The following is an 11,970-nucleotide window of genomic DNA, read 5'->3' as shown; positions in this document are numbered from 1 at the left end:
GGCTCCTGCCTTCAGTGTTCGAGCTCGTCAAGTTCGTCGTAGGCCTTCGCGATGGCCGAGAGGCGTCTGCGTCCAGCACCGAGCTGCCGGTTGAGCACCCCGTTGGCGAGCAGGCTGACCAGGGACATCGCGGCGGCGTAGCTGTCGAAGGCGCCCTCGGAGTCGATGGGGCATTCGATCCAGCAGTCCGCCTCCATCGCGTAGTGCCGGGAGGTGGAGTCACCGAGGCAGAGCAGCTGCGCCGGTGATGCGGCCACCGCCCGCACCGCACGCCCGAAGACCACCGGGCGACGTCGGAAGCCCACCGCCACCACCAGGTCCCCGGAACCGATGCCGGCGAGCTCCTCGCCCAGGGTCTGCCCGGGCTGCGGGGCCAGGCGCACCTTGGACCGGGTCTGGATGAGCTGCTGGTGCAGGTGCAGCGCGACCGGATAGCTGTTGCGCAGGCCCAGCACGATCACCCGCTCCGCGGCATCGAGCAGCTCCACCGCCTGCTGCAGCCGGCCCTCGGCCAGACCGGCTCCGAGCCGAGCGAGGTTCTCGTGATCGCGCGCCTCGTGGCGCTGCACCCCGGTGGAGGCGTCGTTGTCCGCCGAGGTCACCGGTGCTGCGGTGGGCACCCCGCGGCTGCGCAGCGCCCGGGCGTGGTCCTTGACCTCGCGGAAGTCTTCGAAGTCCAGCTTCCGGAAGAGCCGGGAGACGGTGGCCTTCGAGACCCCGGTCTCGCGGCTGATGTCGGCGGCGGAGAAGATCGCCAGATCGCCCAGGTGTTCGAGCAGGAAGTCTGCGACGTGGCGCTCCTGGGGCGGGAGGCTGCCGTAGCGCGCGTCGATCCGGGCGTCGATCCGAGTCTCGGTGTCGAGCCGCGGGTCGGCCTCGGATCGGGGCTCAGCGCGGGATCCTGACTTAGGATCCTGCGTGGAGGACTTCGTCATCTGCTGCTCACTCTCGGTGCTCGGCGGCCACGGCCCAGACCGCGCGCTCCAGGGCCTGCAGGGCCAGCGCCACGTCTGTCTCCAGCACATTCTCCTCCGGATGGTGGCTGATCCCGTCCTCGCACCGGGTGAAGAGCATCCCGATCTCGGTGACCGCCGCCATGGCCATGGCGTCGTGCCCGGCCCGGGAGTACAGCGTGATCGGGTCCTGATCCCCGGTCTCGGCGACCCCTGCGGCGAGCGCCTGGCCCAGCCGTGGTGAGCAGCTCACCGTGGGGGCCGAGTGGATCTCTTCGATGACCAGCTCCAGGCGGCGCTGGGTGCAGAAGCCGCTCAGCGCGGCGTGGATCTCCTCCCAGGCGGAGTCGCGCAGCGTGTCGGATTCCGCGCGCAGGTCCAGGGAGAAGTCCACCTCGCCGGGGACCACGTTGACCGCGCCGGGGCGGGTGTCGAGCTGACCGACCGTGGCGATGACCCCGCGGTCGCGGCCGATCCGTTCGACGTCGAGCACCGCCTGGGCGGCTCCGATCAGGGCGTCGCGGCGGCGTTCATAGGGGGTGCCCCCGGCGTGCCGGGCCTCCCCGAGGATGGTGAGCTTGAACCTGCGGGCTCCGGCGATCGAGCTGACCAGTCCCAGCGGTCGTCCGGCGGCTTCGAGGTAGGGGCCCTGTTCGATATGGGCCTCGAGATAGCCGACCAGGTCTTCGGGCGCCCGGGCGGCGTCGTGGATCTTCTCGGGGTCCAGGCCGAAGTCCCAGAAGGCCTGGGCCATGCTGATGCCCGCGGCGTCGGTGGCCTCCCACCAGCCCGGGTCCCAGGTGCCGGCCATGGCCCGGGAGCCCAGCAGGGTGGCGCCGAAGCGGGTGCCCTCCTCATCGGCGAAGGCGACGATCTCCACGGCGAAGGGCAGCTCGTCGGCGTGCGGGGCGAGTCGACGTGCGGTCTCGATCCCGAGCAGCACCCCGAGGATCCCGTCGTAGCGCCCGGCGTCGGGCACGGTGTCCAGATGGGAGGCGATGATCAGGGTGGGCAGTCCGGGGCGGGCGCCCTCGAGGCGCCCGCACTGGTTGCCTGCGGCGTCCTGCCAGACCTCGAGTCCGGCCTCGGCCATCCACCGGGCGGCCAGCGCGTTGTGCCGGCGGTGCTCCTCGGTGAGGTAGGCGCGCAGGATGCCCTCGGGCATCGCGCTGATCGCGGCCAGCTCATCGCATCGGGCCATGATCAGCGCGGCTGCGGCGTCATGGGTCAGGTCAGGGTCGCCCGTCATATCAGGGTCGCCCGTCATGTCGGCAGCGCTCATCATCTCAGGGTCGCGGCTCATCGGGCGGTCTCCTCGGTGGCCGCGGCATCCTGATACACCTCAGTGGCCGCGCCGACCCCTCCGCCCGGGGTCGGCTGGGCGCCGCCGGAGCGCAGCACCTGTTCCAGTGCGGCCAGGGTGAGCAGCACCGCGTCCTTGCGGGCGTTGTAGCCCATGGTGCCGATGCGCCAGACCTTCCCGTGCAGCGGACCGAAGCTGGTGCCGATCTCAATCCCGTAGTCATGCAGCATCGCCTGGCGGGCCGCGTCGCCGTCGATGCCCTCCGGGATGTGCACGGCGACCACGTTGTTCATCTTGTGGGCGATGTCCCCGAAGACCTGCAGACCCAGGCCCTGGACGCCGGCGAGCATGGCCGCGCCGTGGAGCTGATGCCGGGCGATGGCGGTGTCGATGCCTTCTTGAAGCAGCAGCCGGGCGCATTCGCGGGCGCCGTAGAGCATCGAGGTGGCCTCGGTGTGGTGGTTCAGCCGCTGCGGGCCCCAGTAGTCCAGGATCATCGCCAGGTCGAAGTAGTTCGAGGCGATGCGTCGGCCGCGACCTTCGGTGCCGTCGGCGATGCCTTCCTCCACGTGGCGGCGGGAGCGGATGACCTCCACCGCGCGATCGGAGAGGCTGATCGGTGCGGAGCCGGAGGGCCCGCCGAGGCATTTCTGCAGCCCGGCGGTGACCGCGTCGATCCCCCAGTCGTCGGCGCGGAACTCGTTTCCTGCCAGGGAGGCTGTGACGTCGGTGTAGAACAGCACGCCGTGGGCCCGGCAGATCGCGCCGATGTCCTCAAGCGGCTGGTTCATGGTCGTGGAGGTGTCGCCCTGGACCAGCGCGAGCAGGGTGGGCTGCTCCTCGAGGATGGCCTGTTCGATCTCCTCGGGCGTGAAGACCTGGCCCCAGGCCTTCTCGCGGACGGCCACCTCGGCCCCGGCGCGCACCGCGATCTCCTTGAGCAGGTGCCCGAAGCGGCCGAAGATCGGGACCAGCACCTTCGCGCCCGGCTCGATCAGAGAGATCAGTGCCGCCTCGATGCCGGCCCGGGAGGTGCCGTCGACCAACACGGTGGCCTCGTTGGAGGTCTTGAACACCCCGCGGTAGAGCTCCATGACCTCGTTCATGTACCCGGTCATCGCCGGGTCGTACTGGCCCACCAGCTGGGCGGACATGGCGCGCAGCACGCGCGGATCGGCGTTGATCGGGCCGGGGCCCATCAGCAGCCGTGGGGGCGGATTGATCTGGCTGGAACTCATGGACACCATCGTACTGAAACTATTGTTTCATCCATGAAACGAGGACGTATCCTCAGGAAACGCTGTGCTCCAGGCGCCTGACAGCGATCTCGGCCAGCTGACCACTGCGGATCCTGGCCTCCTCCTCGGGGGTGTTCTGCAGCCGCAGCTGCAACTGAGTCATCATCTGGGCCGGGGTGCGACCGGCGGCCCGGATCAAAAAGATCCGGTCGAAGCGGTCCTCATAGGCCCGGTTCGCGCTGATCCATTCCTGCTGCGCGGCCTCATCCTGGCTGAGGCTTCCCTGTTCACGCCGGGAGGCCTGCGCCTCCCGCGTCTCGCCCTGGACCTTCTCGCCGATCCGGGGGTGATGGGCCAGCGCGGCGTCGACCTCCAGGTCGGTCCAGTCCTGGGCCATCTCGGCCGCGATCTGGGTCAGCTGCTCGACGTGCGCGTAGGGCCGCCGGGCCAGCAGCGCAGCCCGCCAGGAGGGAATCGGCACGCAGGCATCGAGCAGCTCGGTGAGCTCCTCGGGCGACGCCTCATTGAACTCAGTCAGTCTCATGGATCTCCGTTTCCGTGACTCCGGGCCCGTCGCTCTGATGGGACGGGATTCTGGCGTGGAAGGCGGCGGCCTGCTGGATCAGCGCGATATCGCTGCCGGCGGGGCCGATCAGGCAGATGCCGGTGGGCAAGCGGTCGCGGGTGCGCAGCGGGACGTTGACCGCGGGGAGCCCGGCGAGTCCCGCCAGGCAGGTCAGCAGCATGGTGCCGCGGCGATGTTCCTCGATCAGGGCTCCACCCAGGGCGGCGTCCTCACGCAGCGGGGCCGGTCCTGCGGCGGAGGGCACCGCAAGGATCCCGTCACCGACCCAGCCCCGGATGATCCGACGGGCTCCGGCGGCCAGCGCCCGGGCCTGTCGTTCCTGATCTGCGGTGAGCTCGCTGGCCATGCGGAACCGGGCCCCGACGTCGGAGGCCATCGCCTCCCAATGTCGGCCGACCCACGCTCCGTGGTTGCTCCAGGCTTCGCGGAACTGGATGATCCGGAACGCCTCGAACCAGGCGGCATGCATCTCGGGTGAGACCCCGGTGAGCTCCTCGATCCGCATCACCGGGTTCTCGGTGGGCGGCTCGACGTCGGGGCTCACCTGGGCGCCGAGCGCGGCGCGCAACGCCTCGGCGACCTCCGGCTGCACCTGGTCGAACAGACGCGGGATGATCCTCATCGCGGGCTCCTGGGCCAGGACCGGATCAAGGACGGGATCCGCTTCACCAGCGGTCGCAGCTCCGGTCCCGGCGCTGGTTTCGGCGAGCAGGACCTTGGCCACGGCGGCGAGGGTGTCCGGGTCCCGGGTCATCCAGCCCACGGTGTCGAAGCTCTGCGCCAGCGGCAGCATCCCCTCTCGTGAGATGGCGCCGTGGGTGCTGCGGATGCCCCAGAGCCCCTGGTAGGAGGCGGGCACTCGGATAGAGCCGCCGGTGTCGCTGCCCAGTCCGATGTGCGCCTGGCCCAGGGCCACCGCGGCGGCGGACCCGGAGCTCGACCCGCCGCTGATCCGCTTCGGTGCGGACGGGTTGGGCGGGGTGCCGTAGTGCTGATTGGTCCCGGCCAGCGAAAGCGCGAACTCATCGGTCTGCGCGATCCCGGTGATCGCGGCGCCGGCATCGAGCAGCTGGGTGATCACGGTCGCGGTGGTGTCTTGGACCGGTGCGTCGGCGAGCCAGCTCGGGTTCCCGGCTCCGATCCGATGCCCGGCCACGGCATAGAGGTCCTTCACCGCCAGGGTGTGCCCGTCCAGACTCCCCGTTCCGGTGGCGGGCACCAGCGGCGCGCCGGCGTCGCCGCCGACCCGCCAGACCGTCGCGTCGATCGGGTGCTCTGCCGCCGTCTGGGCCGAAAGCCCTGTTAGGGAGTGCTGCTGCATGGGTTCCATCACAGCCCTGCGAAGTCTTTGACGGAGACCTTCGCGTGGACGCCCTTGACGATGTCGACCACCTGGGAGATGTTGAAGTCGGTGGCTGCGGAGAGATAGGCGTAGGCGTGTTCGGCGTCGAGCCCCCAGCGGGCCTGCAGCAGCACGATCGCGTTGCGCACGCAGTTGCGTACCGCGATGTCGAGGTCTTCGTCCATCCCAGTGGGGATCAGATGATCGGTGGTCTCGGCGAGCGGGCCGATCTGTTCTCCGAAGGCTCGCAGCGCCTGCTCCCGGGGAACCACCTCGAAGCTCAGGTGTCCGCGCAGCGAGGCTTCCATGGCGGTGAGCGCCACCTCGCCGTCGCCCTGGGCGAAGTGTGGGTCCCCGACGAAGGCCAGCGCTCCGGGCACCTGGACCGGGAGGTAGAGCGAGGTCCCCTCGGTGAGCACCTTGATGTCGATGTTCCCGCCATGGGCACCCGGGGGCACCGAGTGCGGCCGGACCTCGCCGGCCACGGCCACCCCGATGGTGCCGAAGAACGGGGCGAGCTCGAAGCTCAGCCGTCGCGGGGCGCCGGCCTTCGGGGCCATCCAGCCGCGCGGGACACCCTCACTGTCGGGCTCTACGGCGGCGAAGATCGACACGTTGGCCTCCCCACGCGGGTACTCCCCGTTCAGCGCGCCCTTGCCGTGCCGGTTGGAGATGATTCCGTAGGGCACCCGGCGTTCAAGCTTGTCGATGGTGACCTTCAGCAGGTCTCCGGGCTGCGCGCCGGCCACGTGGATCGGGCCGGTGTTCACATGCGGACCATCGACCTTGGGGTCCCGCGCGTGATCGCTGGCCGCCAGCTCGACCGCGTCGTGGAGCACCTGCTCAGCCGGTACGCCGTGGCTGGCGAAGTATCCTGCGGGGTCCCGGCCCTGGTCCTCCAGGATGCCTTCATGCGAGAGGGTGTCGATGACGATCTGCTCCCCGGGCTCGATGTGCAGCACCGGAACGTCGTTGGCACACGGCAGGCGCCCCCAGAAGATGTTCTCCGCGGTGGCCGGGAGGTAGCGGGCCCCATCGGGCAGGTGCTCGCCGGGCTGCAGGACGGGCTCGGGGCTGGATTCCACGCTGATGCGGGTGCTGGACTGCTGGTCGGTTGGCAGGCTCATGGATCACTCTCCTCGTCCCGATCCAGTCTGCCCGATCAGGTGTTACAGCAGAATGACACCCCAGAAACAGCTGTTTCAGAGGCGGTGATGTTTCAGGGTCGGTGATCTCTCAGTGCAGCTGGTGCATCAGAGTCGCTGGTGCATCAGGGACTCGGCGAGCGAGGTGTGGGTGCCCAGCCGCAGGGTCTCGCGCATGGCGTCGCCCAGCTGCTCGGCGCTGGTGAGGAACCCGTCGTGCCCGATCGGGGAGTCGATCATGTGCACCTGATGCTCCCCGGGGATCGCATCGGCGATCTCATGGGACTGGGCTGGGAAGTACAGCCGATCCGTGGTGACCGCGGCCAGGAACGGCACGGCGGTGACCCCGGCGAGCGCCTGGTCCACTCCCCCGCGTCCTCGGCCGACGTCGTGGCTCATCAGCGCCTCGGCGAGGACGATGTAGGCGTTGGGGTCGAAGCGCTTCAACAGCTTCTCGGCCTGGTGGTCCAGGTAGGACTCCACCTGATAGCGCCCGCGCCGGCGCCGGGGTCCCCCGAAGGGGTCCTCGGAGCCCTGGGCGGAGCGGCCGAAGCGCACCGCCAGCTCGTATTCTGCGCGGTAGGTGATGTGGGCGATCCGCCGGGCCAGGCCGAGCCCGGCCTGCGGGGCCGGACCTGCGTAGTAGTCGCCGCCGGCGAAGTGCGGGTCGTTCTCCACGGCCAGCACCTGGGCCTGGCCGAAGGCGATCTGCTCTGCGGTGGAGGCCGCCCCGCAGGCGAAGACGGCCACGCCGTCGACCATCTCGGGGTAGGTCACGGCCCATTCCAGCGCCCGGGCACCTCCCATGGATCCGCCGATCACCGTGTAAAACTTTTCGATGCCCAGGGCCTGAGCCAGCCGGGCTTCGAGGTGCACGGAGTCGCGAATGGTCACGAAGGGGAATCGGGAGCCATAGGGCTTCCCCTCGGGATCCAGGGAGGCGGGTCCGGTGGAGCCGTAGCAGCCGCCGACCATGGCCGGGGCGATGACGAACCAGCGCTCGGTGTCGATCGGGCGGCCGGGCCCGAGCAGCCCCTCCCACCATCCGGTGGAAGGGTCCGCCGCGGTCGCGGCGACGTGGGAGTCACCGGTGAGGGCATGTGCGACCAGGATCGCATTGCTGCGGTCCTGGTTCAGCGTGCCCCAGGTCTCGTAGGCAAGGGTGACCTCAGGCAGCCGCCCGCCGGCCTCAAAGGTGTACGCGCCGACCTCAGCGGTCTTCAGCGCACCGGCAGGTCTGTTCCCAAAGTCGTTCAGCACCTGATCACCCTAGCTTCAGACCGCCGCTGCGGTTTCTTGCTTCGTCACATTGTTCGTGCCGGCCTCGGAACCAGGATCTGCGGCAGTCTCCGATGCCGCGTCAGCTGCGGCCTGGGCGGCCTTCTCGAAGCCCTGGGCCAGGTCGGCGATGATGTCGTCGATGTGTTCCAGGCCCACGGAGAGCCGGACCAGCCCGGGCTTGACCCCGGCGGCACGCTGCTCGGCGGCGCTGAGCTGGCTGTGCGTGGTCGAGGCGGGGTGGATCACCAGGGAACGGACGTCGCCGACGTTGGCCACCAGCGAGTGCAGCTCAAGCGCGTCCACGAAGGCCTGGCCCGCGCGGGCCTGGGCGGCGTCGTCCTCGGCCGCTCCCCCGGCGAGCTCGAAGGCCAGCACCGCCCCGGAGCCGCGCGGCAGGTACTTCTTGGCGCGCTCGAAGCAGGGGCTGGAGGGCAGGCCGGAGTAGTAGACCCGCCGCACGTCCTGATGGGCCTCGAGATATTCGGCCACCTTCTGGGCGTTCTCCACGTGGCGTTCGATCCGCAGCGAGAGCGTCTCCAGGCCCAGGTTGATCTCGAAGGCATTGTGCGGGGACAGCGCGGGGCCGAAGTCGCGCAGCAGCTGGACCCGGGCCTTGAGGATGAAGGAGAGGTTGACTCCGAAGATCCCCTCAGACCCGAGATCCCGGCCGAAGACCAGCCCGTGGTAGCTCTCGTCCGGGGTGGCGAAGCCGGGGAAGCGCTCGGGGTGGGCGAAGTAGTCGAAGCGTCCGGAGTCCACGATCACCCCGGCGATGGCGGTGCCGTGTCCGCCGAGGAACTTGGTGGCCGAGTGCACCACGACGTCGGCACCGAAGTCGAAGGGCCGGATCAGGTAGGGGGTGGTCAGGGTGGAGTCGATGATCAGCGGGGCGCCGAACTCGTGGGCCACCGAGGCGACGCCTTCGATGTCGAGCACGTCCCCGCGCGGGTTCGCCACAGCTTCGCCGAAGAAGGCCACCGTGTTCTCCCGGGTGGCGGCGCGCCAGGACTCGAGGTCATCGGGGTCCTCCACGAAGGAGACCTCGATGCCGAACTTCGGCAGGGTGTGCTTGAACAGGTTCTGCGTGCCGCCGTAGAGCGTGGGCGAGGCGACGATATGGCTGCCGGCGTGGGCGATGTTCAGCAGCGCCAGCGAGGTGGCGGCCTGCCCGGAGCCGACCGCGAGCGCCCCGACTCCGCCTTCGAGGGCGGCGATCTTGTCCTCCACCGCCTGGACGGTGGGGTTCCCGATGCGGGAATAGATCGGGGCGATCTCCTCGAGGCCGAAGCGGCGCGCGGCCGCAGCGGTGTCCGGGAAGACGAAGGAGGTGGTCTGCTGGATCGGCAGCGCCCGTGCACCGGTGACCGGGTCGGGGGCGACTCCCGAGTGGATCTGCTGGGTCTCGAACTGCCAGGTGTTTTCGTTGCTCAAGGGATTCTCCGTTCAATGCGGTCCAGGATCGGGACCGGATATGAACCTCGCTGCCGGTGATCGAGACTCCGGCGCCGAATCCTGTACGGCCCTGTCCTGAGGACTGGGATGAAGGGCCCGCACTGGTGTGTGGCCCGCGCTTGCCACGGTCAGTCCATAGATCTTCTCCGGGACTGCCGCAACCAGGTCGTCACCCGGGGCACCCCACCGCGAACTGGAGGGTTGCCGGCCAGCAAACCGGGGTTTTGCGCTGGCACTCTTGACCTAGGGATAAGTCTGCATCGCGGAATGCTCCCGTGCAAGTGCGCGCCGCCGGACGGGTTCGCAGTTCGTCATGTTCGGCGCCCCGGGCCGACGGAAAGTCGTAGAGCTGTTGCTTCGTCCTAGAGCTCTATCCCTACGATCTTCCACAGCGCTCCGACTTCTGCGAGCCTGAGGGCATGCGACGTGGAGCCAGAGCCGTCATGACAGCAGCTGCAGCAGGCGTGATCCTGTCTGGATGTGCGTCCAGCGGGACGGAATCCGATCCACCCGAGGGTTTGCCCACCCGGGAGACCCAGGACGACGCCGGGGACTCGGCTCGGCTGGCCGGCGTCGTCGCTGAGATCGATGGCTGCTTCTACATCGAGGACGCTGAGGGCGAGCGGTGGGTCGCGGTCTTCCCGGCCGACATCGTCGATAGATCCTCCACAACAGAGGGATTCGCACTCAACGGGGAAGACTACGTCGAGGGCGACGACATCATGGTCGGAGGGAGCGCCGCCCCATCGATCACCTATCCGGTCCCCGATGTGTGCGATGAGGACATCCAGCAGTGGCAGGTCCACCCGGAGGGCTGATCATCCGGGGATCTTCCGAAGCACGAGGAACTCTGGAACGGTAGGACCATGGCATCTGCATCGCGAGTCTCTGGAGGGCTCGCTGCCTCCTGCCTCGCCCTGGGGGTGCTTCTGACCGGGTGCACCGAAGGCCAGATCGACCCTGGCCCGCCCGCAGGAGTGGCGAATCGCGTGGCTGAGGAGCCCACCGGACCCGAGGCCCTGCTGGAAGGGGCCGTTGCCCAGATCGACGGGTGTTTCTACATCGAGAGTCCCACCGTCGAGGGCCGTCTCAGCATCCCAGTCTTCCCCGCCCACGAGATCGGTGAGACGTCCGACGGCGACGGTTTCGCGTTCCTGGGCGAGGACTACTCCGAGGGCGACACCATCGCTGTAGGTGGGGCGATGTCCGGGGCGACGATGCATGAGCTTCCTGAGGAATGCGACCAGGATGTCCCGCAGTGGACGGTCACCCCGTCTGTCCCAGCTCCGTGATGCCGAGGGTCACTGGCCTCCCGACCCGAGAGAATGTAGCGTTTATTTCCAAATAGAGACCCAACATATTGGATATTCATCTCATGCTTCTTGCGACATCTCCCGCAGTGGTTGGGCTTAATCCATCGATCACGTCATCCTGGATCGACATTGCGTGGTGGGCCATACCCCTCGCCTACGTCACGGCTCTCCTCTGGGCTGCGGTGGAGCTGGCCCGGAACCAGAGCCTCGACCTCGGGCCAAAGATCGCCTTCGCGTTCCTGATGGTCCTGGCACCCTTCATCGGCTCGATCTTGACCATCCTGCTGGTCCGGACTCACGCCAGGCCCTCGGCTCCAGGGCGGGCCGAAGGAGCCCCGCCCACGGAAGATCCCGCGCCGGCACGGGTCACTCCGGACCGAGGAACGCGAACGGCTCCGCCGGTTCGAACAGATCGCTGACCTCTCCGACGTGACCCTCGGGCGGGCCTTCGCTGAGCACCAGACGGCGGACCCCGGAGCCTTCGCCGAGGTCCAGCCGGTCCAGCGAGACCCAGATGACGCTGGGCCGCAGCGCGGAGTCGAAGTAGTACCGGCGGTCCTTGTGGTCCGCCACGGTTCGCCACTGGGTCGAGGAGATGTTCGGCTGCCCCGGGGTGGAGATCCCATAGGGGACCGAGGCGTTGCGGATGACTCCGAACACCGCTGCGGTCGCGATGGTGCGGTCCTCGACCTGGGGCACCGCGTTGATGTAGAAGCTGGCCCGGACATAGCGGTCCGCGGCGCGGTTGGTACCCGGCAACATCACGGTCCCGCCGATCCCGCGCCAGTAGGCATCCACCGCCAGCTGTTGCACGAAGGGCGGCGAATTGGTCATCACCTGATGCGCCCGGTCGTGATGGATCTGCAGCGTCCCGTCCAGGTACTCACAGATCGCGCTGTCCCCAGACGCATCGGAGATCGACAGGTGCATGGTCGCCTCGCGCGGCTGCCCGGGCACCCCGGCGGTGACCACGGCAAAGTCTTCCCGGGCCAGGGCTTCCACCGCCTCCGCCACGGTGGCGAAGCTATCCAGCACATACTGGGCCCAGGCGCCGAGGGAGAGCTTGGGCCGGACATCATCGAGCCTGGGGTAGCTCGATTCCACCAGCCAGAGCGCATTCGCGACGAGGCCGCACTCATTGATCCCATCGGTGGTCGAGACGTCATAGCCGGTGGCGATCACGCTGCCGTAGCGAGACGTCCAGGTCAGCGAGTCCGGTCCAGCTCCACCCTGGCGCGCGAGACCGCGCGGGAAGACCCACAGATTCGTCCCCAGATCGGCGTTCCAATCCATGGACCGGGCGGTCAGCACACGGTCCTGCTCACCGAGATAGACCACACGTGTGCACATCAGACCC

At 68.8% G+C, this 11,970-nt stretch carries 11 protein-coding genes and 1 riboswitch; of the genes, 2 read left to right on the top strand and 9 right to left on the bottom strand.

The window, feature by feature from the left end:
* Positions 1-11 precede the first annotated feature (11 nt).
* From I2487_RS08045 to I2487_RS08010, 8 genes are all read right to left on the bottom strand, one after another.
* On the bottom strand, positions 12-935 hold the full coding sequence (locus tag I2487_RS08045) for a MurR/RpiR family transcriptional regulator (RefSeq protein WP_207170500.1): 924 nt from the start codon (positions 933-935) through the stop codon (positions 12-14).
* Between the two features lie 7 nt (positions 936-942).
* The gene (locus tag I2487_RS08040; RefSeq protein ID WP_255546065.1) at positions 943-2,256 is read right to left on the bottom strand and encodes an allantoate amidohydrolase; all 1,314 of its coding nucleotides are present in this window, start codon (positions 2,254-2,256) and stop codon (positions 943-945) included.
* Entirely contained in the window at positions 2,253-3,494 is a 1,242-nt protein-coding gene (pucG, locus tag I2487_RS08035) for a (S)-ureidoglycine--glyoxylate transaminase (protein WP_255546064.1), read from the bottom strand. The genes I2487_RS08040 and pucG overlap by 4 nt, the downstream gene beginning before the upstream one ends.
* 52 nt (positions 3,495-3,546) lie before the next feature.
* Entirely contained in the window at positions 3,547-4,038 is a 492-nt protein-coding gene (gene uraD, locus I2487_RS08030) for a 2-oxo-4-hydroxy-4-carboxy-5-ureidoimidazoline decarboxylase (RefSeq protein WP_207170499.1), read from the bottom strand.
* Positions 4,025-5,410 (bottom strand): amidase family protein, encoded by a 1,386-nt coding sequence (locus tag I2487_RS08025; protein WP_255546062.1) that lies wholly within the window; start codon positions 5,408-5,410, stop codon positions 4,025-4,027. The genes uraD and I2487_RS08025 overlap by 14 nt, the downstream gene beginning before the upstream one ends.
* Complete coding sequence (locus I2487_RS08020; protein ID WP_207170498.1) at positions 5,410-6,549, bottom strand: acetamidase/formamidase family protein; 1,140 nt, start codon at positions 6,547-6,549, stop codon at positions 5,410-5,412. The genes I2487_RS08025 and I2487_RS08020 overlap by 1 nt, the downstream gene beginning before the upstream one ends.
* A gap of 126 nt (positions 6,550-6,675) precedes the next feature.
* A complete protein-coding gene (gene metX / locus I2487_RS08015) occupies positions 6,676-7,827 on the bottom strand; it encodes a homoserine O-acetyltransferase MetX (protein WP_207170497.1) in 1,152 nt (383 codons plus the stop codon).
* A gap of 15 nt (positions 7,828-7,842) precedes the next feature.
* Positions 7,843-9,279 carry an O-acetylhomoserine aminocarboxypropyltransferase/cysteine synthase family protein gene (locus I2487_RS08010; protein ID WP_207170496.1) on the bottom strand — a complete coding sequence of 479 codons (1,437 nt, stop codon included), beginning with the start codon at positions 9,277-9,279 and terminating at the stop codon, positions 7,843-7,845.
* Between the two features lie 131 nt (positions 9,280-9,410).
* Positions 9,411-9,544: riboswitch (SAM riboswitch) on the bottom strand.
* Between the two features lie 199 nt (positions 9,545-9,743).
* On the opposite strand from I2487_RS08010, the gene I2487_RS08005 reads away from it, so the two are divergent.
* Both I2487_RS08005 and I2487_RS08000 read left to right on the top strand, forming a co-directional pair.
* Positions 9,744-10,118 carry a hypothetical protein gene (locus I2487_RS08005; protein WP_207170495.1) on the top strand — a complete coding sequence of 125 codons (375 nt, stop codon included), beginning with the start codon at positions 9,744-9,746 and terminating at the stop codon, positions 10,116-10,118.
* A 171-nt stretch (positions 10,119-10,289) separates the two neighbouring features.
* Positions 10,290-10,592, top strand: coding sequence for a hypothetical protein (locus I2487_RS08000; protein WP_207170494.1), 303 nt, complete (start codon positions 10,290-10,292; stop codon positions 10,590-10,592).
* Between the two features lie 387 nt (positions 10,593-10,979).
* Here the strand turns inward: I2487_RS08000 and I2487_RS07995 are convergent, their stop codons facing one another.
* On the bottom strand, positions 10,980-11,963 hold the full coding sequence (locus I2487_RS07995) for a linear amide C-N hydrolase (RefSeq protein ID WP_207170493.1): 984 nt from the start codon (positions 11,961-11,963) through the stop codon (positions 10,980-10,982).
* Positions 11,964-11,970 lie beyond the last annotated feature (7 nt).

Origin of the sequence: Nesterenkonia sp. E16_10 (assembly GCF_017347085.1) — a bacterium.
Classification (GTDB): Bacteria; Actinomycetota; Actinomycetes; order Actinomycetales; family Micrococcaceae; genus Nesterenkonia.
Note: the sequence above shows the minus strand (reverse complement) of the source record. Positions and strands in the feature narration are given on the sequence as shown.

Coding starts and splice junctions, on each gene's coding strand:
- I2487_RS08045 (WP_207170500.1), bottom strand. CDS start 935: ATGACGAAGTCCTCCACGCAGGATCCTAAGTCAGGATCCCGCGCTGAG.
- I2487_RS08025 (WP_255546062.1), bottom strand. CDS start 5,410: ATGGAACCCATGCAGCAGCACTCCCTAACAGGGCTTTCGGCCCAGACG.
- I2487_RS08005 (WP_207170495.1), top strand. CDS start 9,744: ATGACAGCAGCTGCAGCAGGCGTGATCCTGTCTGGATGTGCGTCCAGC.
- I2487_RS07995 (WP_207170493.1), bottom strand. CDS start 11,963: ATGTGCACACGTGTGGTCTATCTCGGTGAGCAGGACCGTGTGCTGACC.
- uraD (WP_207170499.1), bottom strand. CDS start 4,038: ATGAGACTGACTGAGTTCAATGAGGCGTCGCCCGAGGAGCTCACCGAG.
- I2487_RS08020 (WP_207170498.1), bottom strand. CDS start 6,549: ATGAGCCTGCCAACCGACCAGCAGTCCAGCACCCGCATCAGCGTGGAA.
- pucG (WP_255546064.1), bottom strand. CDS start 3,494: ATGAGTTCCAGCCAGATCAATCCGCCCCCACGGCTGCTGATGGGCCCC.
- I2487_RS08040 (WP_255546065.1), bottom strand. CDS start 2,256: ATGAGCCGCGACCCTGAGATGATGAGCGCTGCCGACATGACGGGCGAC.